Source organism: Streptomyces sp. AMJ-169 (assembly GCF_055597585.1).
The window spans coordinates 1-25595 of record NZ_JBVLTJ010000020.1 but is presented as its reverse complement, the minus strand read 5'-3'; the positions used below and the strand labels follow the sequence as shown (position 1 = coordinate 25595).

Sequence of the window (25595 nt, the reverse complement as noted above, 5' to 3'; positions counted from 1 at the left end):
AACCGCCGGGTCACCATTCACCCCAGGCCGTGAAGCCGCCAGGTCACCGCTCACCCCGGGCCGCAGATCGCCGGTCACCGATCACCCCAAGGCCGTCAAACCGCCAGGCCGCCCCAGGCCGCCCGGCCACCCCGGCCCCCGGCCACCCCGGCCCCCAGACTCGCCGCCCCCCGAGCCCGCCCGGCGCCGCAGCCGCAAAACTCCGGCGCCCCCAGACCTCACCCGACGCCAACGCCACAGCCGCATCCGCATCCGCAACCGCAACCGCAGAACCCCGGCGCCCCAGCCCGCACCCGGCACCCCCAACCCGCCTCGCCCTACCCCCTCCCCCACCCCTCCCCATCCCCCCACCCCAAGCGCCATCCCCCCACCCCCACCACAATGACCCCATGCAGACCCTGACAGCCGTGGCCCACCGCGGCGACCCCTACCGGTTCCGCGAGAACACCCTCGACTCCCTGCGCTCCGCCCTCTCCCGAGGCGCCGACGCGGTCGAGATCGATGTGCGGCTGACGAAGGACGGCGTGCCGGTCCTGCTGCACGACGAGACGCTGGCCCGGCTGTGGGGCCGCGACCGCCCGCTCGCGCTGCTGTCGGCCGCCGAGGTGCGCGGGCTCACGGAGGGCGCAGTCCCCACGCTCGCCGAGGCGCTGGCCGCCACCGAGGGGGCCCGGGTGATGGTGGACCTGCCGGGGATGCGCGAGGAGCGGGCCGCGCGGCGGGTCGTGGACGTCGTACGGGAGGCCGGGGCCGGGGAGCGGGTCTACTACTGCGCGGACGCCCAGGCGATGCTCGCGGTGCGCGCGGCCGACGCGGGCGCGGAGATCGCCCTGACGCACACCTCCCTCGCCCCGGTCCGCCCGACCCTGCTCGCCGCGATCGCGCCGCGCTGGCTCAACTACCGTTTCTCCCTGGTCGACCGCCCCCTCGCCGACCGCGTCCACCGCTCGGGCCACCTCGTCTCGGTCTGGACCCCGGACACCCGCCGCTCCCTGCGCCGCCTCATCGACCTCGGCGTCGACTCGATCACCACCAACAGGGTCGACGTCCTGCACGAGTTGCGCAGCCAATAGCAGCAAATAACAGCAAGCGACCCCCCGTTCAGCAGCGCCCTCTATACGACCGACCTCTGCGCCACCGTCGCCGGATCAACCGGCCTGCCCCTGCTGACATATTGCGGCACCGGCGTGTCATCCCCGCCGGTGTCCCGCACCAGCCCGTACCGGATCGCCCCGGCCGGCGGACCGTACTCCACGTCCTCGACGACCGCCTCCCGCGTGGACGGGAACACGATCAGCCCGTAGTCCGCGCCCCGCTCGTTGACGGTGAGCGTGACGGACCCGGCGAGGTAGAAGTACTCGTTCTGCCACATCTGCTGGGCCCCTTCGGGCAGCACCGTGTAGCCGATCTCGGGTCCGCCCATGCCGGTCGCGTAGCCGTCGGGCGCGCCCGGCAGCGCGTCGTCCATCCGCCGGCCGCCGCCGGAAGCGACGTGGAAGAGCTTGCCTTCGAGCCCGGTCCAGCTCGGCATGACGAGCGCCCCGGGCCGCGACTTCGGTGAGATCTGCCAGCGGACGAGGACGTACCCCTGCCCGCTCAAGTCGACGTGATCGCCCCGGTGTTGCATGACCGCCTTGGCGCCCCCGCTGCTGGTGACCCCGGCGGCGGGCCGGTAAGGCAGGCTCCCGGGAGGGGAGTTGGGGTCGGGCGCGCTGTCGGCCGCGTCGACGACACTCCCGTACACCGCCGCCTTCTTCGCCGGAGCGGACGGCGAGGGAACAGCGGAAGGTGATGAACTGGCGCTCGGCGAAGGGGAGTTGACCGGGGTCGGGGTGGTCAACGGGGCCGTCTCGACCGTGGGCGCGATCACCGCGTGCCGGGGCTGCGGGTCGCCGGGGGTGCCTACGACGACGTACGCGCCGCCCGCCACCAGCGTCGCCCCGGCCGTCACCGCGACCGCCGGTTTGGTCAGGGCGCCGGCGAGTTTCGCGGACCAGCCGGCCGCGGCGGCCGTCTTGCCGCCCAGTGCGAGGGAGAGCGTGAACCCGGCCGGGACGGGCACCAACGCGAGCCCCACCAGCAGGCGTTCGGCCGGTACGACGGGTTCGCGGGCCCCGCCGCAGTAGGCGCAGCCCCTGATGTGCCGGGCCAGCCGCTTGCGCCACACGGAGTCCGGGCGGCCGGGCCAACGGGCGGTCAGCTCCCGCAAGTCGGGGCACGCCCCGTCGAGGGCGCGGACAATCCCCCGGGACACCTCCAGCCGTTCCTTGACCCGCTGGACGCGTACGGCGGCGTGCTGCCTGCTGATGCCGAGCGCCTCGGCCAGCTCGCGCCGGCTCAGCTCGCCGGCCACCTCCAGCCACCACAGGGAAAGGAGTTGCCGGTCCTCGGCGTCCAACCAAGGCACGGCCTCGGCGACTTCACGCCGCTGGCCCTCCAACTGGAGCCGCAGGACGGTGAGTTCGGCGAAGTCCGAGGTTCCGTGCGCCGCGTTCTCGTCCAGCTCCTGCGGCGCGGCCCGGCGCCGGGCCCGCTCCCGTATCTGCCGCATCGTGATCGCGACCAGCCAGGACCGGAAGCTGTCCGGCTCCCGCAGCGAGCCGAGGTTGCCGACGGCCCTCAGCATGGTCTCCTGTACGACGTCGTCGACGTCCGCGTGCCCGTTCAGCGCCCGCCCGACGATGTTGTAGACCAGCGGCAGCCACCCCGCCACCAGCTCGTCCATCGCCGCGCGGTCACCGCCCTGCGCGGCGGCGATCACGGCCCGCAGCCGCCGCCCCGCCTGATCCGCCACGTCCGTCGTCATACGTGCACCTTTTCAGCCAGGGGGCGGCTGTTGGCAATGTCGGGGGTCACATGGCGGGGACGGAGGGAGGGGCAGAGCGATAACACTTTTCTCACAGCACCGCCCCGAAAGACACTCCGGCCCCCGAACCCAACCCCAACCCCGGCCCCGGCCCCGGCCCCGGCCCCGGCAACTCCACCCTGAACTCCGTCCGCCCCGGCACACTCTCCACCCCGATCCACCCCCCATCGCACCGCCACGATCGCCGACGCGATGGCGACCCCGGCGACCCGTCCGAGCGGCCGGAGCCGGCGTCGTATGACGGCCGTGGGCAGGCCCGCGACGACCGCCGGTCCCTCGCCCCGCGCTGCGGTCAGACGGTACGTGCCAAGGCCGGGGATGGTCCGGGTGTACAGGCAGCCGTCGGCGGTGATGCCGTCCAGTGCGGCCCGTTGCTCGGAACTCAGCGCCGTGGGCCACGTTGATGCCCGCGACCGTCCTCCCGTCCGTCAGCCGCGCGGCGACCGTCCCGGCGGGCTGCCCGCGCTCGTTGAGGAACCCTAGGTCGGTCGCGCCCCCGGCGCGGCTCTGCGAACCTCCCTCGTCCCGGACGCGTACGTCCAACTCGTGCTGGAGGTGGGCCCGTTGGACCAGGACGGTCGCCACCACCGTCGCCGTGCAGACCACAGCCGGCGCGGCGGTCACGAAGAGGACCAGCCGGGCCCGCAGGGTTCTCATCTCCCGCCCGCCGCCCGGATCACATAGCCCGCGCCCCGCACGGTGTGGCCCTTGTCGAGCTTGCCGCGCAAGCTGTAGACGTACACCTCGACCAGATTGCCCTCGCTCTCGAACGAGCTGTTCCGCACATGGCCCAGGATCTCGGCCTTGCTGAGGACCTGCCGGGGCCGGCTCATCAGGAAGCGCAGGAGGTCGAACTCCTTGGCGGTGAGCGTGACGGGATCGCCGCCGCGCCGCACGACACGGGTGCGCTCGGCGAGGACGAGGTCACCGAGGACGCCGAGGTCACCGAGGACACCGAGAACGTGCACGGACCCGTCAGCCGCCGCCGCCCGCGCGCCCGAGCGGCGCAGCAGCCCGCGCAGCAGCCCGCACAGCCGCAGCATGACCTCCTCAAGGGAGAACGGCTTGGTGACGTAGTCATCGGCGCCCGCGCCGAGGCCGTCGAGGCGGTGTTCGAGGGCGTCGCGCGCGGTGCGCATCAGCACGGGCAGGCCGGCGTGCTCGTAGCGCAGCCGGCGCAGCCAACGCAGCACCTGGAGGCCGTCGAGGTCGGGCAGCATGCCGTCGAGGATCACCGCGTGCGGGGCGCAGCCGCGGGCCGGGGTCAGCGCGGTGTGCCCGTCGGGCGCCGGGAAGGGCTGCCGGCCCGCCCCGGTGACGGCGAGGGACAGCACGTCGGTCAGCTCGGGCTCGGCGTCGACGATCAGGACCCGGACGGTTGTCATACCTTCGACATCCCTCGCCCGGCTGAGAGTTCCCCACGAAAACCCTGAGGGCCGCCCAGTGGGATCACAGGCGGCCCTCAGCTGCCGGGGAGCTACACGCTGGCGAGGTCCGGGACGGCAGGCGCCGCCGGCTCCTCCTTGCGCAGCGACTCCCCCTCGATGTCGACCTTGGGCAGCCGCCGGTCCAGCCAGCCCGGCAGCCACCACGCCTTGTCCCCGAGCAGCGCGAGCACGGCCGGCACGAGCGCCATCCGGACGACGAACGCGTCCAGCAGCACCGCGCCCGCCAGCCCGAACCCGATCATCTTGATCATCGAGTCGTTCTCGCCGATGAACCCGGCGAACACGGCGATCATGATGAGCGCGGCGGCCACCACCACCCGGGCGCTGTGCCGGAACCCGCTGACGACGGCCTCGGCCGCGCTGTCCCCGTGGACGTACCCCTCGCGCATCCGGGAGACCAGGAACACCTCGTAGTCCATGGCGAGCCCGAACACGATCCCGACCAGGAAGATCGGCATCAGGCTCATGATGGGCCCGGTCTGGTCGACCCCGAACAGGCTCGCCAGGTGGCCTTCCTGGAACACCACGACGACCGCGCCGAGCGCCGCGAGCACCGACAGCAGGAACCCGGCGGCGGCCTTCAGCGGCACGAGCACCGACCGGAAGACGACCAGCAGCAGGACGACGGCCAGCCCGACGATGGTGAACAGGTACGGGAACAGCGCGCCCTGCACCTTGTCGGCGATGTCGATGTTCAGCGCGGTCGTCCCGGTCACCTCGAAGGTCGCCCCGGCCTGCCGCTCCATCGCGGGCCGCTCCGCGCGGACCGTCTTGACCAGCGTCTTCGTCTTCTCGTCGGTCGGCGCGGTGGCCGGTGTGGCGCTGAACACGGCCGTGTCACCGGCGGAGTTGAAGCGGGCCGGGGAGACGGACACGATCCCCTCGGTCGCGCCGATCTCGTCGCTGATCCTCGTCACGGCCGCCTTGGCGTCGGTCGCGCCCTTCGCGTCGACGACGATCGTCAGCGGCCCGTTGAACCCGGGCCCGAACCCTTCGGCGAGCGCGTCGTAGGCCCGCCGCTCGGTGGTGGACGTCGGCTTCGCCTCGTCACCGGGCATCCCGAGCTGGAGCCCGGTCGCGGGCAGCGCGAGCGCGCCGAGTCCGACGACGCCGAGGATCAGGACGGGCAGCGGGCGGCGCAGGACGAAGCGGGCCCAGCGGGTGCCCATGTTGACGGAAGGCGCCGTCTCCTCCCCGGCGGACGGGACCACGCCGAGCACACGGCGCCCGGCCACCCCGGACTTCCCGCGCACCAGCTGCGTACGGTCCCGCCGCACCCGCGCCCCCTTTCGCTCGGCCCGCCGCAGCACCGCGTCCGGCCAGAACCCGAGCAGCGCGGGGACGACGGTCAGCGCGACGAACACCGCCACGACCACCGCGCCCGCCGCCGCGAGCCCCATCTTCGTGAGCATCGGGATGCCGACGACCATCAGACCGGCGAGCGCGATGACGACGGTCAGCCCCGCGAAGACGACCGCCGAACCCGCCGTGCCGACGGCGAGCCCCGCCGCCTCCTGCGGCGCCCGCCCCCGCGCCCGCTCCTCGCGGTAGCGGGAGACGACGAACAGCGCGTAGTCGATGCCGACGGCGAGCCCCAGCATCATCGCGAGCGTGCCGGTGCTGCTGGACAGGCCGAGCGCGCTGCCGAGGAGGGTGATCGTGAGCATGGTCAGGGCCACGCCGATGAGCGCGGTGAGCAGCGGCAGCCCGGCGGCGGCGAGGGAGCCGAAGGTGACGAGGAGGACGACGGCGGCGACGGCGATGCCGACGATCTCGGCGGTGCCGCCGGGTCCGGCGCCGCTGTCCATGGCGGTACCGCCCGCCTCGACGGTCAGCCCGGCGTCGCGGGCGGCGCCGAGGGCCTTCTCCAGGGCGCGGTGGCTGGCGTCGCTGACGTCGGTGGCGGTGACCTTGTAATTGACGGTCGTGTAGGCGGTGGAGCCGTCCTTGCTGACGGTGCCGGCCTTGAACGGGTCGGCGGCGCCCGAGACCTGGGAGCCGTCGGCGAGCGCGGTGACCGTCTCCTCGATGGTCTTCTTGTTGCCGCTCGCGGTGACCTTCTGTCCGCCGGGGGCGACGAAGACGATCCGCGCGCTCGCGCCGTCGGCGGTCGTCCCCGGGAAGCGCTGCTCCATGAGGTCGAAGGCCTTCTGGGACTCGATGCCGGGCATCGAGAACTGTTCGTCGGTGGTGCCGGACGCGCTCAGGGCGCCGGCGCCCACGCAGCCGAGGACGGCGGCCCATATGAGGGCGACGTACCAGCGTCGTCTGAAGGCCAGTCGGCCCAGTCGGTACAAAAAGGTGGCCACGTGGCGCTCCAGGTCAGGGTCTCGGGTACCGCTCAAGCCTCCCGGCAGGACCCCTGCCGAGTCGTCGTCCCGCTGTGGACACTTCGCCCTGCTGAAACGGTGGAAGGAGCGGCCCTCCGTGTACCGGGATCGCGGTATCCGGGCGGGGTGCCTGCTCCTCCCGGGGGACGAGCGGGACCGGTCCCCGAGGACCACAGGCCCCCCTACCTGGGGATGACGTCCCTTACTTAAAGGGCCCCTTACTTGGAAATGCCGTCCAGGACCGCCCGCGCCATCCCCGCCTCGCCCCGCTCGTTGGGGTGCACGGGGGCGGCCGGCGCCTTGGGCAGCAGCGGTTCGACCCAGCGCGTGCCCGGATCGGAGCAGGCGTCCCGCCCGGCGGACGGCGCGTACGTGTCGACGTACGCCGCCCCCGCGTCCTTCGCCGCCGTCCGCAGCACGGAGTTCAGCCGCTCCTCCTGCTCCCGCAGGAAGCCCACGTCGCCCGGGGCGAGGCCCATCTCGGTGCAGTCGCCCTTCGCGGGCAGGATCGAGGGGTAGCCGACGACGTGGACGCGGGCCTCGGGCGAGCGGCGGCGGATCTCCTTCAGCGCGGCGGTGAGCTTGCCGCCGGCCTTGTCGATGCGGGACTCGACCTCGCCGGAGCCGTAGGAGTCGCGGCACGGCGAGTCGTCCGTGCCGCCCAGCAGTTTCTCCAGCTGGTAGCGGACGCCCGCCTTCACGCAGGTGGTGATCATCGAGCTGAACCCGATGTCGTTGCCGCCGATGCCGAGGGTCACCAGCCGGGTGTCCTCGGTCAGCGCGGACAGCTGGGCCGGGTTGGTGCCGGAGTCGGTCTTCTGGGCGGCGGTGAGGTCGGCGGTGGTCGCGCCCGTGCAGCTCATGTCGCGGAACTCGGCTCCGGACAGGCCGAGTTGGCGGGCGACCAGCGCCGGGTAGTTGCGGTCGGAGCGCTCGCATCCGGCGGGGGCGGCGGCCTGGCCGGGGATCTTCGGGCCGGCGGTGTAGGAGTCGCCGAGGGCGACGTACGGGCCGGTCTCCGGCGCGGTGGAGCCCCCGTCGCCGCGTCCCACGGCGACCGCCGTCACCAGTGCCGCGCAGGACAGGGCGCCCGCGATGCCCAGCTTGGTCCCCGTACCCGTCGTCCGTATCGTCCTCATCGGTCCAGGGTCCCCGGCGGAGGCGGGCCGCGTCGTCGTGCGGCTGCCGACATCTGGAGGGGGCCGTGTACTGCGGACGCGGTAGTCAGCGGTGGCCCGCGGGGCGGACCAGGCCGGTCTGGTAGGCGATGACGACAAGCTGGGCGCGGTCGCGGGCGCCGAGTTTGGTCATGGCGCGGTGGACGTGGGTGCGGACGGTCAGGACGCTGAGGGTGAGGTCCTCGGCGATCTCGTCGTTGGACCTGCCCTCGGCGGCCAGGGTGGTGATCTGGCGTTCGCGCGGGGTGAGTTCGGCGAGCCGGTCGGGGGAGGCGAGGAGGTTCGCGGCGGCGGCGGGGGTGGTGAGGAAACGGGTGATGAGGGCGCGGGTGGCGCCCGGGGAGAGCAGGGACTCGCCGGAGGCGACGACACGGATGCCGGAGAGGAGGACGTCGGTGGTGACGTACTTGCCGAGGAAGCCGCTGGCGCCGACGCGCAGCGCGTGGGCGACGTACTCCTCGGTCTCGAACATGGTCAGGACCAGGACGCGGGTCCCGGCGAGGGCCGGGTCCGCGCAGATCTCGGCGGTCGCGGCGAGCCCGTCGGAGCCGGGCATGCGGATGTCCATGAGGACGACGTCGGGGCGGTGGCGGCGGGCCAGCTCGACGGCCTCCTGGCCGTTGGCGGCCTCGCCGACCACCTCCAGGTCCGGGCAGGAGTCGATGAGCAGCCGGAACGTGCCGCGCAGGAGGGCCTGGTCGTCGGCGAGCAGGACACGAATCACTGGGCTGGTCACTCGGGGGCCTCGTCCTCGGTGTGCGGGTGGGGGTGCAGGGGCAGCGCGGTGGTGACCTCGAAGCCGCCTTCGGGGCGGGGGCCCGCGCACAGGTCGCCGCCGACGGAGTGGGCGCGCTCGCGCATCCCGATGAGCCCGAAGCCGCCGGGCCGCTCCTGCGCGCCGCCGCCCTCGTTGGTGACCGTGACGACCAGCCGGGAGCGCTGGTAGGCGAGCCGGACCTCGGCCGCGTTCCCGTCGCCGTGCTTGGTGACGTTCGTCAGGGCTTCCTGGATGATCCGGTACGCGGTGAGGTCGACGCCGGGCAGCAGCGGGCGGGGCAGGCCCTCGGTGTGGACGTGCACGTCGAGCCCGGCCGAGCGGCAGCCGGCGATCAGCTCGGGCAGCCGTTCCAGGCCGGGCGCGGGCTCCAGGCTGTCGGGTTCGTCCGGGCGGCGCAGGACACCGACGGTGGCGCGCAGTTCGAGGAGGGCGGCGGAGGTGGTGCCGGCCAGCTCGGCGAGGATCTTGCGGGCCTGTTCGGGGTGCGAGACGGCGAGGTGGGCGGCGGTGCCGGCCTGCGCGTTGGCGACGGCCATGTGGTGGGCGACCGCGTCGTGCAGCTCGCGCGCGATCCGCATCCGCTCCTCGGTGACCCGGAGCCGGGCCTCCTCCTCCCGGGTGCGTTCCGCGTGCGCGGCGCGGGCCTGCACGGACTCCAGGTAGGCGCGGCGCAGCCGGGAGCGGCTGCCGACGGCGATGGGCAGCAGCAGCCACAGCCCGGTGCCGACGGTCTTCAGCAGGAACAGATCGGCGACGGGGTCGGCGAACACCCAGGTCAGGATGAGTACGGCCGCCGTGGCGCGGCCCCAGATCCGGGTGGTGCGGGAGTCGGTGAGCGCGGCCAGCCAGTACAGGGCGGCCATCACCGGTGCCATGAGCAGCGGGCTCGGCAGGTAGCCGAGCACGGCGAGGACCGTGGTGCAGCCCGTGGTGAGCGCGAGCATCGAGCGCGGGCGGGTGCGGCACAGCATCACCGCCGCGCAGGAGAGGACCGCCAGCACCTTGGGCACCCAGCGGGTGTCGGGCTGCTGGAAGCCGGGGGTGGTGAGCGAGGCGCCGAAGACGACGCACGCGTACAGCGCCACGACCGTCACCGTGTCCGTGGCACGCGGGTAGCGCTCCGAGTACCGCTCCAGGCTGGGGGCCATCTGCTCGCTTCCGGGTCCGGGTGAGATCTCCGCAGTGAACGATGCCGCCCCGGGTACCCGCAGGTCATCCTGCGGGAGAGGCGTTCACGAGCGGTTCTTGTACTGCGGCTGTGGTAGGCCGAAGATCGGTTGCGGTACGCCGGCGTACGCGCCGGCCGCACTCCGCCGTCGCCGCCCCCTCCAGGAGCCCGCATGCCCCGCCTGACCGTCTCCCCCACCGACCTCTTCGGCCTCGCCAATCTCCCCTACGGCGTGTACTCGACCCCGGGCACGTCCCCCCGGGTCGCCACCCGTTACGGCGGCCATGTCGTCGACCTCGCCCTCCTCCTCGGCGACGACGTCTTCGCGGAGCCGGCGCTGAACCCGTTCATGGCGCAGGGGTACGACCGCTGGGCGGAGGTCAGGTCGGCGATCGCGGCGGCGCTGACGGAAGAGGTCCCGCGGGAGGCGGTGCACGCCCTCTCCGAGGTGACCCTCCATCTCCCCTTCGAGGTCGCCGACTACGTCGACTTCTACACCTCCGAGCACCACGCGACCAACGCGAGCCGTCTCTTCCGCCCCGACGCGGCGGAGCCGCTGCTGCCCAACTGGCGTCATCTGCCGGTCGGTTACCACGGCCGGGCGGCGTCGGTGGTGGTCTCGGGCACGGACGTGATCCGCCCGTCGGGCCAGCGCAAGGGCCCGCAGGACCCGGCGCCGGTGTTCGGTCCGACGCAACGGCTGGACATCGAGGCCGAGGTGGGCTTCGTGGTCGGCACGGGCAATGCGCAGGGCACCCCGATCCCGGTGGCGGAGGCGGAGCGGCACCTGTTCGGCGCGGTCCTGTTCAACGACTGGTCGGCGCGGGACATCCAGGCCTGGGAGTACGTCCCGCTGGGCCCCAACCTGGGCAAGTCGTTCGCGTCGACGGTCTCCGCGTGGGTGGTCCCGCTGGCGGCGCTGGCCCCGGCCCGCGTCGACACCCCGCCCCAGGTCCCGGCCGTGCTGCCCTACTTGGCGCTGGAGCGGCCCTGGGGTCTGGACATCGCGCTGGAGGTGGAGTGGAACGGCGAGGTGGTGTCCCGGCCGCCGTACTCGACCATGTACTGGTCCCCGGCCCAGATGCTGGCCCACCTGACGGTGAACGGCGCCCCGACCCGCACCGGCGACCTCTTCGCCTCCGGCACGGTCTCCGGCCCGGAGCGCGGCCAGCGGGGCTCCTTCCTCGAACTGTCCTGGGGCGGCGCCGAACCGCTGACGGTGGCGGGCGCCGAGCGGAGCTTCGTGGCGGACGGCGACGAGGTGGTCCTGCGGGCGACGGCACCGGGGGCGGACGGGGGGCGGATCGGGTTCGGGGAGGCACGGGGGCGGGTCGTACCGAAGCCATGACGGCTACGGCTACGGCTACAGCCCCACGATCGCGTTCCACCGCTTCGCGTACCCCACCCGCTCCCGCGAGGTGATGTCCCGGGCGATCACGAGCCGCTCCCGCATCTGCCGGTCGGGAAAGATCAGCGGGTTCTCCGCGAGGGCGGCCTTGTCCTTGTCCTTCGAGGCCGCGAGGACCGCCTGGGCGGCGGGGACCGGGCAGACGTAGTTCACCCAGGCCGCCAGTTCGGCGGCGGTCTGCGGCTCGTAGTAGAAGTCGATCAGCGCCTCGGCGTTGGCCTTGTGCGCGGCGAGGTCGGGGATCATCAGCGAGTCCGACCACAGCTCGGCGCCCTCCTCGGGGACGACGAAGCGGATGTCGGGGTTGTCGGCCTGGAGCTGGATGACGTCGCCCGAGTACGCCTGGCAGGCGAGGACGTCGCCGCTGACCAGGTCCTTGGTGTAGTCGTTGCCGGTGAAGCGGCGGATCTGGCCGCGCCGCACCTCGCGTTCGACCTGCTCGCAGACGAGGTCGAAGTCGGCCGCCTGCCAGCGGGTGACGTCGACGCCGTTGCCCTGCATGAGCAGCGCGAACGCCTCGTCGAGCCCGGAGAGCAGGGTGACGCGGCCCTTGAGGTCGCCCGCCCAGAGGTCCTTCACCGCCCGTATCTCGCGGCCGAGCTTGCGCCGGTTGTAGGCGATGCCGGTGATCCCGGACTGCCAGGGCACGGTGTACTTGCGGCCGGGGTCGAAGGCGGGGTCGCGCAGCAGGGGGTCCAGGTCGGCGGCGACGTGCGGCTGGCGGGCGCGGTCCATCTCCTGGACCCAGCCGAGGCGCACGAAGCGGGCGCACATCCAGTCGCTCATGACGATGAGGTCGCGGCCGGTGGACTGGTGGTTCATCAGCGCGGGGCTGATCTTCCCGAAGAACTCGTCGTTGTCGTTGATCTCCTCGACGTAGTCGACGGATATCCCGCTCGCGCGGGTGAAGGCGGCGAGCGTCGGCCGCTTCGTCGCGTCGTGGTCGTCGGTGTCGATGTAGAGCGGCCAGTTGGCGAACTCCAGCCGCCGCTCCCCGGCGGAGCGGTCGGCGGCGGCGCGGGCGCCGGGATCGACGTACGCGGCCTTGACCCCGCACCCGGCCAGCGTGGTGGCCAGGGTGCCCAGCAGCAGTGAACGGCGGGCGAGCCGGGCTCGCCCGTCGCGGTGGTCGGTCGTCAACTACGCGTCCAGTGAGGTCATCACGTGCTTGACGCGCGTGTAGTCGTCGAAGCCGTAGGCGGAGAGGTCCTTGCCGTAGCCGGACTTCTTGAAGCCGCCGTGCGGCATCTCGGCGACCAGCGGGATGTGGGCGTTGATCCACACGCAGCCGAAGTCGAGGCGCTTGGACATCCGCATGGCGCGGGAGTGGTCCTTGGTCCACACCGAGGAGGCGAGGGCGTAGTCGACGCCGTTGGCCCACTCGACGGCCTGGTCCTCGTCGGTGAAGGACTGGACGGTGATGACGGGCCCGAAGACCTCGTTCTGGATGATCTCGTCGTCCTGCTTGAGCCCGGAGACGACGGTCGGGGCGTAGAAGTAGCCCTGCTCGCCGACCCGGTGGCCGCCGGCCTCGACCTTGGCGTGCGCGGGTAGCCGCTCGATGAACCCGCTGACCTGCTTGAGCTGGCCCGGGTTGTTCAGCGGCCCGTACAGGACGTCCTCGTCGTCGGGCCGGCCGGTCTTGATGTCGGCGGCGGCCTTGGCGAGGGCGGTGACGAACTCGTCGTGGATGCTCTCCTGGACCAGGACGCGGGTGGCGGCCGTACAGTCCTGGCCCGCGTTGAAGAAGCCGGCCACCGAGATGTCCTCGACGGCCTTGGCCAGGTCGGTGTCCTCGAAGACGACGACCGGGGCCTTGCCGCCGAGTTCGAGGTGGACGCGCTTGAGGTCCTTCGCGGCGGACTCGGCGACCTGCATACCGGCGCGGACGGAGCCGGTGATGGACGCCATCGCCGGGATGGGGTGCTCGATCATCGCGCGGCCGGTGTCGCGGTCGCCGCAGACGACGTTGAAGACGCCCTTGGGCAGGATCGCGCCCATGATCTCGGCCATCAGGACCGTGGAGGCGGGGGTGGTGTCGGAGGGCTTGAGGACGACGGTGTTGCCGGCCGCGAGCGCGGGGGCGAACTTCCACACGGCCATCATCATCGGGTAGTTCCAGGGCGCGACCTGCGCGCAGACGCCGACCGGCTCACGGCGCACGAAGGACGTCATGCCCTCCATGTACTCGCCGGCCGAACGGCCCTCCAGCATCCGGGCCGCGCCCGCGAAGAAGCGGATCTGGTCGACCATGGGCGGCACTTCTTCGGTGCGGGTCAGGCCGATCGGCTTGCCCGTGTTCTCGACCTCCGCCGCGATCAGGTCCTCGGCGCGCTCCTCGAAGGCGTCGGCGATCTTCAGCAGGGCCTTCTGGCGGTCGGCCGGGGTGGTGTCGCGCCAGCCGGGGAAGGCCTCGGCGGCGGCGGCCATCGCGGCGTCGACGTCCGCCTGCCCGGACAGCGGGGCGCTCGCGTAGGGCTCGCCGGTCGCGGGGTTGACCACCTCGGTGGTCCGTCCGTCGGCGGCGTCCTTGAACTCCCCGCCGATGTAGTTGCGCAGACGGCGCGGCTCGCTGCTCACGGCTACTCCTCCAAGGTCATCAGGTGTCCACTTGCTGAGATACCCACCCTAGTCGGGTGATCGGATCTTCGACACCCCCGCACCCTAAGCCGATTACGAAATCCGCAGACTAAGAGCGCGTAAACAACGGATTTCATCGCCCACGCCTTGCGAAACGGATGAGACGTCATGCACAGTGAAGCGCGTGGCCAACCGAAGCACCGACAAGACCCCCGACAAGCAGGACCGGCACCTCGACGCCGTCAGCCTCGCGATCATCGAGCAGCTCCAGGAGGACGGCCGCCGCCCCTACGCGGCGATCGGCAAGGCCGTCGGCCTCTCCGAGGCGGCCGTGCGCCAGCGGGTGCAGAAGCTGCTCGACCAGGGCGTGATGCAGATCGTCGCGGTCACCGACCCGCTGACGGTGGGCTTCCGCCGGCAGGCGATGGTCGGGGTGCACGTCGAAGGCGACGTCGACGCCGTCGCGGACGCGATCGCGGCCATGTCCGAGTGCGAGTACGTGGTGATGACCGCGGGCTCCTTCGACCTGATGGTGGAGATCGTCTGCGAGGACGACGATCACCTCCTGGAGGTCATCAACCGCCGCATCCGGGCCGTCCCCGGTGTGCGCTCCACCGAGAGCTTCGTCTACCTGAAGCTCAAGAAGCAGACCTACATGTGGGGAACCCGATGACGAAGGACCTCAGCCGCACCGCCTACGACCACCTGTGGATGCACTTCACCCGCATGTCGTCGTACGAGCACGCCCCCGTGCCGACGATCGTGCGGGGCCAGGGCACGGACATCTACGACAGCGAGGGCCGCCGCTATATCGACGGGCTCGCCGGCCTCTTCGTCGTCCAGGCCGGGCACGGCCGCGCCGAACTCGCCGAGACCGCCGCGAAGCAGGCCCAGGAGCTGGCGTTCTTCCCGGTGTGGTCGTACGCGCACCCCAAGGCGATCGAGCTGGCCGAGCGGATCGCGCACCACGCGCCCGGCGATCTGAACAAGGTGTTCTTCACGACCGGCGGCGGCGAGGCCGTCGAGACGGCGTGGAAGCTGGCCAAGCAGTACTTCAAGCTGACCGGCAAGCCCACCAAGCACAAGGTGATCTCCCGGCACGTCGCCTACCACGGCACCACCCAGGGCGCCCTGTCCATCACCGGCCTGCCGGGCCTGAAGGCCCCCTACGAGCCGCTGGTGCCCGGCGCGCACAAGGTCGCCAACACCAACCTCTACCGCGCCCCGATCCACGGCGACGACCCGGAGGCGTTCGGCCGCTGGGCCGCCGACCAGATCGAGCAGCAGATCCTGTTCGAGGGCGCCGACACCGTCGCCGCCGTCTTCCTGGAGCCGGTCCAGAACGCGGGCGGCTGCTTCCCGCCGCCGCCCGGCTACTTCCAGCGGGTGCGCGAGATCTGCGACCAGTACGACGTGCTGCTCGTCTCGGACGAGGTGATCTGCGCGTTCGGCCGGCTCGGCACGATGTTCGGCTGCGAGAAGTTCGGCTACGTCCCCGACATGATCACCTGCGCCAAGGGCATGACGTCCGGCTACTCCCCGATCGGCGCCTGCGTCATCTCCGACCGCATCGCCGAGCCCTTCTACCAGGGCTCCAACGCCTTCCTGCACGGCTACACCTTCGGCGGCCACCCGGTCTCCGCGGCGGTCGCGCTGGCGAACCTCGACATCTTCGAGCGCGAGGGCCTCAACCAGCACGTCCTCGACAACGAGGCGGCGTTCCGCACCACCCTGGAGAAGCTGCACGACCTCCCGATCGTCGGCGACGTCCGCGGCAGCGGCTTCTTCTACGGCATCGAACTGGTCAAGGACAAGGCCACGAAGGAGACCTTCACCCCCGAGGAGTCCGAGCACATCATCTACGGCTTCCTCTCCAAGGCCCTCTTCGACAACGGCCTGTACTGCCGCGCCGACGACCGCGGCGACCCGGTGGTCCAGCTGGCCCCGCCGCTGATCTCCACCCAGGAGACCTTCGACGAGATCGAGGCGATCCTGCGCACGACGTTGACGGAGGCATGGACAAAAATCTGATCTACGACGGCCCCGGCAGCCGCCCGTTCGAGTGAGAATCGGCGCTCCGGGGCCGTGTGCCGTCCGCCCCCGTGGAATTGCTGCCTAGCGTGCAGTGACCGACAGCCCCTGCCTTCGTTCCCCCGGTCGGGGGAATTCGGGGGAAGCGAACGGCACGGGAATCACGGATCAGAACGAAGGTGTACGCCCATGGAGGCCCCGCCGGACAACGACGTGCTCTGGGCACGTTCCCTCCACTTCACCCACCGCGACGGCTCCTCGGGCCTGGGCGGTATCTCGATGGGGGTGCGCGAGGGCGAGATCCTCGCCGTGGGCGGCCCGCGCGGCAGCGGCAAGACGACCCTGCTGCACTGTCTCTCCGGCCTCGTCCCCGCCCAGCGCGGCGAGGTCTGGTTCAACAGCGTCCCCGTCCACACGATGGGCCCGACGGCCCGCGAACGGCTGCGCCGCGACCGCTTCTCCTGGATCGACCCGGCGCCGGTGCTCGTCCCCGAGCTGAACGTCTGGGAGAACGCGGCCCTGCCCCTGATGCTGCGCGGCACGAGCCGGCGCCGGGCGAAGGCGGCGGCCCTGGAGTGGCTGGACCGCCTCGACGTCGGCGACAAGGCCAAGAAGAACCCGCGGGAACTGACCCAGGCCGAACGCCAACGGGTGTGCATCACCCGGGCGTTGGCCCCCGCCCCGTCGATCCTCTTCGCGGACGAGCCGACGGCCCCCCTGCACCGCGCGGACCGGGCGCACGTCCTGCGCACCCTGACGACAGCGGCCCGCTCCCACGGCATCACGGTGATCCTCGCGACCCACGACCAGGACACGGCGGCGCTCGCGGACCGCACGGTCACCCTGCTGGACGGCCGCCAGGTGAAGACCGTCCACCTCCCCCCGCCCGCCGACTCGGAAGGCCGCCCCGCGTGCTCGCTCTCCGCCTGACCCGAGCCGCCCACCCGGCGGTCCACGCACGCCGCTTCGCGGTGACGGCGGCGGCGACCGGCACGGGCTTCCTCCTCCTCTCCACCCTGGGCCACGCACTGAGCCACCCCGACTCCACGGCGGACTCGGCCCTGCGGCTGGCCTGGTGCGCGATCCCGCTGGCGGCGACGACGTACTTCTCGATGTCGGTGGCCCGCACCGACCCGTCGACCCGCCCCCGCCCCGGCCTCTCGGCGATCGGCCTGGGCCCGGCGAAACTGATGGCGATCTCGACGCTGACGACGGCCCTGTCGACGCTGGCGGGTTCGGGTCTGGCACTGCTGGTGTTCCTGCACCTGCGGGGGGACGTGACGGGCGTCCCGCTGGCGGGGGCGGCATCGGACTTCCTGGCAGCAGGGCAACCTCTGCCGCTACCGGCGGCGCTGACACTGCTGGCGCTGATCCCGGTGACGACGTCGGCGGCGGTGGCGTGGATGCTGCACCCGAGGGAGACGCGGGGGGCGGGGCGGGCGACGCGGATGCTGGGGGGATTCGGGAGGGGGCGGGGGCGGGAGACGTTCGGGTCGTACGGGAGGTTCGGGGCGCGGCGGGAGGCGAAGCCGGAGGAGAAGCCGGCGCAGTCTGCGGACAGCGACGCCGCCGACCCGGACCCCATCCAGCCTGCGGGCATTCGTGCCGCAAGGGCGGCGACCGACCCAAAGAGAGACGGCACCCCGCAAGCGCGGGCAAGCGAAACCCCGCCCAGCTCAGCCCCCACCGGCCGGCACCAGACCACGCGTCCCGAGCCACCCGCCGCCCCAGCCCCCACCGACTCGCACCCCCAACCCCCTTCCGCCACCGCCCTCCCCTGGGGCGCCGCCCTCCTCGCCGCAGGACTGGCGATCGAGTCCTACGCCGCCCGCACCACCCCCTCCTCAGCCCTCCTCACCCTCCCCGCGGGCCTCCCCACCGGCCCCGCCGCCGTGCTCCTCGGCTGGACCCTCACCGCGGTGGGCCTCGCCTTCGCCGGCCCCGGGCTCACCCACTTCTGCGGCCGCCTCCTCCAAGCCGTCCGCCCGGGTGCGCTACGGCTCCTCGCGGGCCGGGGCCTGATGGAGGAGTCCGCCCGGATCGGCCGCCCCCTGGGCATCCTCTGCGCGGTGGCCTCCGGCGTCTACGCGATGACGGCCCTCGGCGGCGACAAGACCTCAGGCCCCCTCTCCGTCCTGGGCGCCCTCCTGGTCACCGGCTGCGCGATCGGCACCCTCATGATGGCGGCGGTGGAGGCGAGACAGTCCCGCGCGGACACGACGGCGGCGCTGATCCGCCTGGGCGCCCCCGCGACGACCCTCCGCAGCGCGGCGGCACTGCGCGGCGCGGCCCTGGCGGCGGTCTTCACCCCCCTGACCCTGCTGGTGGCCCAACTGGCGACCCTCCCCCTCAGCCACTGAGCCGACCGGAAAACCTGTACGAAAAAATCCCCGCTGGGCCGATGAGTCCGCGAACCCCCCGAGGTCTACCCACCGAACACACCGAGCCCGACACCCAAGGAGCACCCATGACCGCCACCCCCTACCAGCAGATGATCTTCGTGAACCTCCCGGTGGCCGATCTGGACGCCACGAAGAAGTTCTTCACGGAGCTGGGCTACCCCCTGAACGCCCAGTTCAGCGACGACAACGCGGCATCGGTGGTGATCAGCGACACGATCGTCGCGATGCTCCTGAAGAAGGAGTTCTACGCGACCTTCACGAAGAAGCAGATCGCGGACGCGACGAAGACCAGCGAGGTCCTGGTCGCGCTGAGCGCGGAAAGCCGGGAGAAGGTCGACGAACTGGTCGACCGCGCGCTGAGCCTGGGCGCGACGGAACCGAGGGACCCGCAGGACATGGGCTTCATGTACGGCAGGGCCTTCGACGACCTGGACGGCCACACGTGGGAGATCGTCTGGATGGACCCGGCGGCGGTCCAGGGCTGACCCCCAACTCCCTGAAACACGCGGCCGGTTAATAAGCGGGCAAAGCCAACGGTCATATGGGATGCGCGCATTGACACTCCTTATGGCGCACTTATAGACCTGTGAGCCTCACGGGGTCCTTGGTGCTCCCCTCTCCGGGGCGCCCAACTCCCCGAAAACCCCCCGCAGTTGCGCTTCCCGTAAGGACAAAAGTGTCCATATCCCGCCGCACCACCGCCCGTACGGCGCGTCTCCTCGGTGTCGCCGCCGCTTCGGCGGCCATCGTCGTCAGCGTTTCCGGCAGCGCTCTCGCCTGCAACATCAGTGAGTTCTCGGCCGCCGCAGGATGCGAAGGCGACCAGGGTGTCATCACGGTCGTCGACAAGGACGCCTCCGGCACCCCGGCCGAGATCAGTGTCTTCCTGGAGAACAACAACGCCGACGTCCGCAAGGTCGGCGACACGCAGCAGGTGACCGGCACCCGTGAGGGCGTCACCGTGAAGTTCTCCGAGGACTGGCAGCCGGGCGCGGTCTACCGCGTCCACGTGAAGGCCGCCCAGGGCAGCCGCGTCCTGGTCGACGAGGACATCAGCCCCAACCTGACGACCCCGTCGAAGGCCTGCAAGACCGAGGAGGAGAGCCCCTCCCCGACCCCCTCGGCGCCGGCGGAGGACTCCCCGTCCCCGGCCCCCTCCGAGTCGGCCCCGGAGCAGACGCCCACCCCCGCGCCCTCCGGCAGCGACTCCGCGACCCCGGTCACCGGCAACGCCCCGACCCCGGCCGTCGGTGACTCCCACCTCGCCGAGACCGGCGCCAACTCCAACACCGGCCTCATCGCCGGCGTCGCGGCGGCCCTGGTCGTCGTAGGCGGCGGAGCCATCTTCTTCGGTATGCGCCGCCGGGGCAGCAGCAACCGCTGACCCCCGGCCGGCAGGGGTGAGCCGCCGGACACCGGCGGCTCACCCCATCCGCGCCCGCTCCAGCCAGTACTCCAGCACCGCCCGATCGCCGGAGATCCGGAGGCCGGGCGAGTCCAGGGGCAGCCGGCGGTAGAAGGCGAGCATCACGTCGGTGAGCGGCCCGCGCAGGACGACGTCCGCGCTCTCGTGGTGCACGGCCGCCGCGCAGGGCACGCCGTCCGGCGCCGCGCACAGCACCGCGTCCGCGCCCCCGCGCCGCCACTCCACCCCGCCGGGCCCCCACCCCACCAGCCACTCGGCCTCGGGCGTCACCAGCCGCACCGACCGCACCCGCTCCCCGTACAGCTCCCGCGCCGCCGGATGCGGCATGTTCCGCTGCACCCACACGACGATGTCCAGCCACTCGTCGACGACATCGGCGGCCACCTCCGCCGCCACCGCGTACGGCCGCCCCGCCGCGAAGGCCGCGTCCGCGCCGTGCACGGTCACCTCGGCCGCCATCCGCCGCGCCCAGAACCCGGTGTCCCGCCGCCCGGCCCACGACCACACCCGCACCCCGGGCCCGGCCGCCAGCAGCGCCTCGACGACCCCGATGTCCTCCAGCAGCCGCTCGTCCGCGCCGGCCGGCGGATACTCCTGGGCCCGCGCCCGCACCAGCGCCTCGACCCACCGCAGCGCACCCCCGACATGCCGCAGCAGATCACCGAGCGACCAGCCGGGACAGGTCGGCACGGGGACGTCCAGATCGGCGCCGGAGCCCACCAGCTCCCTCAACTCCCCGACCCGGAGCCCGATTTCGGAGCAGTACCGCTCGTACGGGAGAAGCGTCACGCTTCTCACGATACGGGCGGCACGGGTGGCAAGCACCTCAAGCGACGGACGCCGGGTATCTCAAGCAGCAGGGGGCGGACACCTCAAGCAGCCGACGCCTCACTCCGAGCCCAGTACGACCACGTCCTCCGCCTCGAACCCCACCCCCACCGACGCCCCCACTTCAGGCGCCGCCCGCAGCGCGACCGCCGCCTCCAGCCGCGGCCCCCCGTCCGCCGGCTCCAGCTGCACCGCGACATGCGTCCCCTTGAACGTCCTGCCCACGACGGCGCACCGCACCCCCTCCCCCAGCCGCACCCCGGCCGGCCGCACCAGCACGTCCCGCTCGCCCTGCGCCGACCCGGCGGGCACCGGCACCTTGCCCCACGGGGTGAGCGCGGTCTCCCCCTCGACGCTCGCCCGGACGACGTTGTCGAAGCCGAGGAACCGCGCGACGAACGCGTCGGCGGGCCGCTGCCACACCTCAAGTGGCGTACCGGACTGGGCTATCCGCCCCTCCCGCATCACGACCACCCGGTCGGCGAGCGCGAACGCCTCCCCCTGGTCGTGCGTGACGGCGAGCACGGTCGTCCCCAACCGCCCGAACAGCTCCCGCAGTTCGACCACGAGCCGCTCCCGCAGCGAGCGGTCGAGCTGCCCCATCGGCTCGTCGAGCATCAGCACCCGGGGCCGGGGAGCCAACGCCCGTGCCAGCGCGACGCGTTGCTGCTCGCCCCCGGACAGCGAACCAACGGCCCGCCGCTGCGCGCCCGGCAGCCCCACCAGCTCCAGCAACTCCCCTACTCTGGACGCCTGTTCGTCCCGCGCCACCCCGTGCATCCGCAGCCCGAACGCCACGTTCCCGGCGACGTCCTTCTGCGGGAACAGCTGATGGTCCTGGAACATCAGCCCGACCTCACGCCGGTGCACCGCGACCCCGGCCTGATCCCGCCCGTCGAGCAACACCCGCCCCGCGTCGAGGGGTTGGAGCCCGGCGACCACCCGCAGCAGCGTCGACTTCCCGCTCCCGCTGGGCCCGAGCACACACACCACCTCGTGCCCGGCGACCGCCAGATCCACCCCGTCCAGCACGGCCCGGCCGCCGAAGCGGACCGTCGCACCCTCGAGCGCCAGCATCTAGAACTCCCCGCTCCCCTCGGCCCGCAGCCGCTCCAGCACCAGCAGGGAAGCCGCGCACACCAGCATCAGGATCGTCGAAAGGGCCATCGCCTGCCCGTAGTTGAGCTCCCCGGCCCGCCCCAGCAGCCGGGCCACGGCGACCGGCAGCGTCGGATTCTCCGGCCGCGCGATGAACACGGTCGCCCCGAACTCCCCGAGCGACACGGCGAACGCGAACCCGGCCGCGACGAGCAACGCCCGCCGCACCAACGGGAGATCGACCTCCCGCCACACCCGCCACGGCGACGCCCCGAGCACCGCCGCCGCCTCCCGCAGCCGCTGGTCCACCGCCCGCAGCACCGGCAGCATCGTCCGCACCACGAACGGCACCCCCACCAGCGCCTGCGCCAGCGGCACCAGGATCCATGAACTGCGCAGCTCCAGCGGGGGTTTGTCGAGCGCGATCAGGAACCCGAAGCCGACGGTCACCGCCGACACCCCGAGCGGCAGCATCAGCAGCGCGTCGAACCCCCGCACCAGCCGCCCCGCGTCCCGCCGGGCCAGCGCGGCGGCGGCGAGCCCCCCGACCGCCACCGCGATGAGCGTCGCGACGACGGCGTACTCCAGCGAGTTGCCGACCGCCTCGATCGGCGGCACCAGGAACACGTTCGACGTATCCGACGTCAGCGCCCGGTAGTACGCGAAGTCCGTTCCCCCGAACGACCGTTGGACCAGCACCGCGAGCGGCAGCAGGATCAGCACCGCCACACTCGCCAACACCCCGCCCAGCAAAGCCCATTGACCGGCCCCGTGCGGCCGGCGCGGCACCGGGGAGACCAGCTTCAGCGCCGCCTCCCTGCGCCGCACCGTCCACGCGTGCACCGCCAGCACAGCTCCCACCGCCGCGAATTGGACCAGCGTGAGGACAGCCGCCGTCGGCAGGTCGAAGATCTCGGAGGTCTGCCGGTAGATCTCCACCTCCAGCGTGGAGAAGGTGGGCCCGCCGAGGATCTGCACCACCCCGAAGGAGGTGAACGTGAACAGGAACACCATCAGCGCGGCGGCGGCGACGGCGGGCCCGAGCGCGGGCAGCGTGACCGTACGGAACGCCCGCAGCCGCGACGCCCCCAGCATCCGCGCGGCTTCCTCCTGCCGGGGGTCGAGCTGCCCCCACAGCCCGCCGACGGTGCGCACGACCACGGCGTAGTTGAAGAAGACGTGCGCCAGCAGGATCGCCCACACGGTGGTGTCCAGCCGCAGCCCCCACAGCTCGTCCGTCAGCCCGCCCCGGCCGACCAGCGCCAGGAACGCCGTCCCGACCACGACCGTCGGCAGCACGAACGGCACGGTCACGACCGCCCGCAGCACCCGCTTCCCGGGGAAGTCGAGCCGCGCGAAGACGTACGCGCCCGGCAGCGCGACCGCCAGGGTCAGCGCGGTGGACGCGAGCGCCTGCCAGGTCGTGAACCACAGCACGTGCCGGATGTCGGGCTGCGCGACGACGTCCCGGAGCCGGCCCAGATGCCAGGTCCCGCCGTCGTGCAGCCCGCGCAGCAGGATCGCGGCGACGGGGTAGGCGAAGAAGACGCCGAAGAAGGCCAGCGGCACCGCCAACAGCCCGAGCTGCGCGGCCAGTTGGGCGCGCGTCGCTACTTGAGTACGAGCGCGTTCCACGCCTTGACCCACTTGTCGCGATCCGCGGCGATCTTCGCCGGAGCCATCGTCTCCGGGTCCTTCGCCGCGGGCCCGTACTCGGTGAACTCCGCGGGCACCGCGGCCCCGGTCAGCACCGGGTACACGAACATGTTCAGCGGCATGTCCTGCTGGAACTCCTTGCCGATCAGGAAGTCGATCAGCGCCTTGCCCCCGGCGGTGTTCCTCGCGTTGCTCAACAGCCCTGCGAACTCGATCTGCCGGAAACAGGTCCCAGCGGCCACCCCGGTCGGCGCCGACGCCGGCTTGGGATCGGCGTAGATCACCTCGGCCGGCGGCGAGGACGCGTACGACACCACCAACGGCCGGTCCCCGCCCGCCTTCTTGCCGCTCGCGGACCCCGAGAACTCCTCGTTGTACGCCTGCTCCCAGCCGTCGACGACCTTCACGCCGTTCGCCTTGAGCTTCTTCCAGTACCCCTGCCAGCCGTCGTCCCCGTACTGAGCAGCCGTACCGAGCAGAAAGCCCAGCCCCGGCGAGGAGGTCGACGCGTTCTCGGTGACCAGGAGGTTCTTGTACTCCGGCTTGGCCAGGTCGGCGTAGGACGCGGGCGGGGTCAGCTTGTGGTCGGCGAAGTACTTCTTGTCGTAGTTGACGCAGATGTCGCCGTAGTCGATGGGCGTAACCCGGTGCTTCGCCGCGTCGAGCTGGTACTTGGCATCGACACCGGCCAGACCCTTCGCCTCGTACGGCTGGAACAGACCGTTGTCGAGGGCGCGGGAGAGGAGGGTGTTGTCGACGCCGAAGAAGACGTCACCCTGGGGGTTGTCCTTGGTGAGGATCGCCTTGTTGACGGCCTGGCCCGCGTCGCCGTCGGTGAGGACCTTGACCTTGTAGCCGGAGGTCTTCTCGAAGTCGGCGAGGACGGATTTGGAGACGGCCCAGGAGCTGTGGCTGACGAGGGTGACCGTCTTGGAGCTGCCGGAGGAGGTCTGACTGTCGGACGATCCGCACGCGGACAGCGAGATCAGACCCAGTCCTACGACAACAGCGAAATACTTCTTCACGATGATGACCGAACTTCCTACCCAGAATGACCTGGGCGAGGTTCAGAGGGTCTGCGGCCCGTTCGCCGCACTCTCAGCGCTGATGCGCTCCCCTGTCGGATATGCAGATGTACGTACAGCCGTACGGGCTCAGGTTACCGCTCGGTGGCGGCGAGCTGTCCACACGCCCCGTCGATCTCCTGCCCGCGGGTGTCCCGGACGGTCACCGGCACCCCGTGCGCCGCGATCGCCTCGACGAACGCCTTCTCGTCCTCGGGCCGCGACGCGGTCCACTTCGAGCCGGGCGTCGGGTTCAGCGGGATGAGGTTGACGTGCACGGGCCGCCCCTTGAGCAGCCGCCCGAGCCGGTCCCCGCGCCAGCGCTGGTCGTTGATGTCCCGGATCAGCGCGTACTCGATGGACAGCCGCCGCCCGGAGCGCTCCGCGTACCCGAACCCGGCGTCGAGGACCTCGCGGACCTTCCAGCGGGTGTTGACGGGGACGAGGGTGTCGCGCAGTTCGTCGTCCGGGGCGTGCAGGGAGATCGCGAGCCGGCACTTGAAGCCCTCGTCGGCAAACCGGTGGATCGCGGGGACGAGTCCGACGGTCGAGACGGTGATCCCGCGCTGCGAGAGACCGAGGCCGTCGGGGTTGGGGTCGGTCAGCGCGCGGATGGAGCCGACGACCCGCTTGTAGTTGGCGAGGGGTTCGCCCATGCCCATGAAGACGATGTTGGACAGCCGCGCGGGCCCGCCGGGCACCTCGCCGTCGCGCAGGGCGCGCATGCCGTCGACGATCTGGTGCACGATCTCGGCGGTCGACAGGTTGCGGTCGAGGCCCGCCTGCCCGGTCGCGCAGAACGGGCAGTTCATCCCGCAGCCGGCCTGCGAGCTGATGCACATGGTGACCCGGTCCGGGTAGCGCATCAGCACCGACTCGACGAGCGTCCCGTCGAACAGCCGCCACAGCGTCTTGCGGGTCGTGCCCTGGTCGGTGGAGAGATGCCGGACGACGGTCATCAGCTCCGGCAGCAGCGCCTCCTGGAGCCGGCCGCGCGAGCCCGCCGGGATGTCCGTCCACTGCTCGGGGTCGTGCGCGTACCGCGCGAAGTAGTGCTGCGACAGCTGCTTGGCCCGGAACGGCTTCTCACCGATCTCCGCGACCGCTTCCTTCCGCTCGGCGGGCGAGAGGTCGGCGAGATGCCGCGGCGGCTTCTTGGCTCCGCGGGGGGCGATGAAAGTGAGTTCTCCGGGCTTAGGCATAACCCGTCCAGTGTCGCAGATGCACGACGATGCCCGCGCCGACGTGAAAAGCCCCCGCCCGGGCTTCCGTTCTAGTGGTCGTCGCAACACCCCAGCTCAGGGGATGCGATGGAGTTCGAAACCCGCAAGGAC

21 protein-coding genes are annotated in these 25595 nt (G+C 72.0%); 8 read left to right on the top strand and 13 right to left on the bottom strand.

Annotated features, from left to right (window positions below; genetic code table 11):
- The first annotated feature begins 389 nt into the window (after positions 1–389).
- Positions 390–1073, top strand: coding sequence for a glycerophosphodiester phosphodiesterase (locus tag ACYUD3_RS34590; RefSeq protein WP_470979067.1), 684 nt, complete (start codon positions 390–392; stop codon positions 1071–1073).
- A 41-nt stretch (positions 1074–1114) separates the two neighbouring features.
- Here ACYUD3_RS34590 and ACYUD3_RS34585 read toward each other — a convergent pair whose 3' ends face one another.
- The 6 genes from ACYUD3_RS34585 to ACYUD3_RS34560 form a co-directional block, all read right to left on the bottom strand.
- A complete protein-coding gene (locus ACYUD3_RS34585; protein ID WP_470979064.1) occupies positions 1115–2806 on the bottom strand; it encodes an RNA polymerase sigma factor in 1692 nt (563 codons plus the stop codon).
- 713 nt (positions 2807–3519) lie between these two features.
- Positions 3520–4251, bottom strand: coding sequence for a response regulator transcription factor (locus ACYUD3_RS34580; RefSeq protein ID WP_470979061.1), 732 nt, complete (start codon positions 4249–4251; stop codon positions 3520–3522).
- Positions 4252–4343: 92 nt separating this feature from the next.
- Positions 4344–6623, bottom strand: a complete 2280-nt coding sequence (locus tag ACYUD3_RS34575) for an MMPL family transporter (protein ID WP_470979058.1) — start codon at positions 6621–6623, stop codon at positions 4344–4346.
- A gap of 239 nt (positions 6624–6862) precedes the next feature.
- On the bottom strand, positions 6863–7783 hold the full coding sequence (locus ACYUD3_RS34570) for an SGNH/GDSL hydrolase family protein (protein WP_470979055.1): 921 nt from the start codon (positions 7781–7783) through the stop codon (positions 6863–6865).
- An 85-nt stretch (positions 7784–7868) separates the two neighbouring features.
- Entirely contained in the window at positions 7869–8558 is a 690-nt protein-coding gene (locus ACYUD3_RS34565; protein ID WP_470979052.1) for a response regulator, read from the bottom strand.
- Positions 8555–9748, bottom strand: coding sequence for a sensor histidine kinase (locus ACYUD3_RS34560; RefSeq protein ID WP_470979050.1), 1194 nt, complete (start codon positions 9746–9748; stop codon positions 8555–8557). Before ACYUD3_RS34560 ends, ACYUD3_RS34565 begins: the two co-directional genes overlap by 4 nt.
- 192 nt (positions 9749–9940) lie before the next feature.
- Here ACYUD3_RS34560 and fahA point away from each other — a divergent pair, with 192 nt between their 5' ends.
- Positions 9941–11116: a fumarylacetoacetase gene (gene fahA, locus ACYUD3_RS34555; protein WP_470979048.1), complete on the top strand. Its 1176-nt coding sequence runs from the start codon at positions 9941–9943 to the stop codon at positions 11114–11116.
- Positions 11117–11131: 15 nt separating this feature from the next.
- Here the strand turns inward: fahA and ACYUD3_RS34550 are convergent, their stop codons facing one another.
- Both ACYUD3_RS34550 and ACYUD3_RS34545 read right to left on the bottom strand, forming a co-directional pair.
- Complete coding sequence (locus ACYUD3_RS34550; protein ID WP_470979045.1) at positions 11132–12316, bottom strand: polyamine ABC transporter substrate-binding protein; 1185 nt, start codon at positions 12314–12316, stop codon at positions 11132–11134.
- Positions 12317–13756: a gamma-aminobutyraldehyde dehydrogenase gene (locus tag ACYUD3_RS34545; protein WP_470979042.1), complete on the bottom strand. Its 1440-nt coding sequence runs from the start codon at positions 13754–13756 to the stop codon at positions 12317–12319.
- A 184-nt stretch (positions 13757–13940) separates the two neighbouring features.
- On the opposite strand from ACYUD3_RS34545, the gene ACYUD3_RS34540 reads away from it, so the two are divergent.
- From ACYUD3_RS34540 to ACYUD3_RS34515, 6 genes are all read left to right on the top strand, one after another.
- Entirely contained in the window at positions 13941–14429 is a 489-nt protein-coding gene (locus ACYUD3_RS34540) for an Lrp/AsnC family transcriptional regulator (RefSeq protein WP_470979039.1), read from the top strand.
- A complete protein-coding gene (locus ACYUD3_RS34535; RefSeq protein WP_470979036.1) occupies positions 14426–15787 on the top strand; it encodes an aspartate aminotransferase family protein in 1362 nt (453 codons plus the stop codon). Before ACYUD3_RS34540 ends, ACYUD3_RS34535 begins: the two co-directional genes overlap by 4 nt.
- Before the next feature lie 189 nt (positions 15788–15976).
- Positions 15977–16717: an ABC transporter ATP-binding protein gene (locus tag ACYUD3_RS34530; RefSeq protein WP_470979033.1), complete on the top strand. Its 741-nt coding sequence runs from the start codon at positions 15977–15979 to the stop codon at positions 16715–16717.
- Positions 16699–18147 (top strand): hypothetical protein, encoded by a 1449-nt coding sequence (locus ACYUD3_RS34525; protein WP_470979031.1) that lies wholly within the window; start codon positions 16699–16701, stop codon positions 18145–18147. Before ACYUD3_RS34530 ends, ACYUD3_RS34525 begins: the two co-directional genes overlap by 19 nt.
- A 107-nt stretch (positions 18148–18254) precedes the next feature.
- The gene (locus ACYUD3_RS34520) at positions 18255–18674 is read left to right on the top strand and encodes a VOC family protein (protein ID WP_470979029.1); all 420 of its coding nucleotides are present in this window, start codon (positions 18255–18257) and stop codon (positions 18672–18674) included.
- Between the two features lie 191 nt (positions 18675–18865).
- Positions 18866–19573, top strand: a complete 708-nt coding sequence (locus ACYUD3_RS34515) for an LAETG motif-containing sortase-dependent surface protein (RefSeq protein WP_470979026.1) — start codon at positions 18866–18868, stop codon at positions 19571–19573.
- Positions 19574–19612: 39 nt separating this feature from the next.
- On the opposite strand, the gene ACYUD3_RS34510 is transcribed toward ACYUD3_RS34515, so the two are convergent.
- The 5 genes from ACYUD3_RS34510 to rlmN all read right to left on the bottom strand — a co-directional run bounded on the left by ACYUD3_RS34510 (position 19613) and on the right by rlmN (position 25463).
- Complete coding sequence (locus tag ACYUD3_RS34510) at positions 19613–20404, bottom strand: maleylpyruvate isomerase N-terminal domain-containing protein (RefSeq protein ID WP_470979023.1); 792 nt, start codon at positions 20402–20404, stop codon at positions 19613–19615.
- Positions 20405–20503: 99 nt separating this feature from the next.
- Positions 20504–21520, bottom strand: coding sequence for an ABC transporter ATP-binding protein (locus tag ACYUD3_RS34505; protein ID WP_470979020.1), 1017 nt, complete (start codon positions 21518–21520; stop codon positions 20504–20506).
- Positions 21521–23176 carry an ABC transporter permease gene (locus ACYUD3_RS34500; RefSeq protein ID WP_470979017.1) on the bottom strand — a complete coding sequence of 552 codons (1656 nt, stop codon included), beginning with the start codon at positions 23174–23176 and terminating at the stop codon, positions 21521–21523.
- Positions 23152–24228: a thiamine ABC transporter substrate-binding protein gene (locus tag ACYUD3_RS34495; RefSeq protein ID WP_470979237.1), complete on the bottom strand. Its 1077-nt coding sequence runs from the start codon at positions 24226–24228 to the stop codon at positions 23152–23154. The genes ACYUD3_RS34500 and ACYUD3_RS34495 overlap by 25 nt, the downstream gene beginning before the upstream one ends.
- A gap of 128 nt (positions 24229–24356) precedes the next feature.
- The gene (gene rlmN / locus ACYUD3_RS34490) at positions 24357–25463 is read right to left on the bottom strand and encodes a dual-specificity RNA methyltransferase RlmN (protein ID WP_470979014.1); all 1107 of its coding nucleotides are present in this window, start codon (positions 25461–25463) and stop codon (positions 24357–24359) included.
- Between the last annotated feature and the right edge of the window lie 132 nt (positions 25464–25595).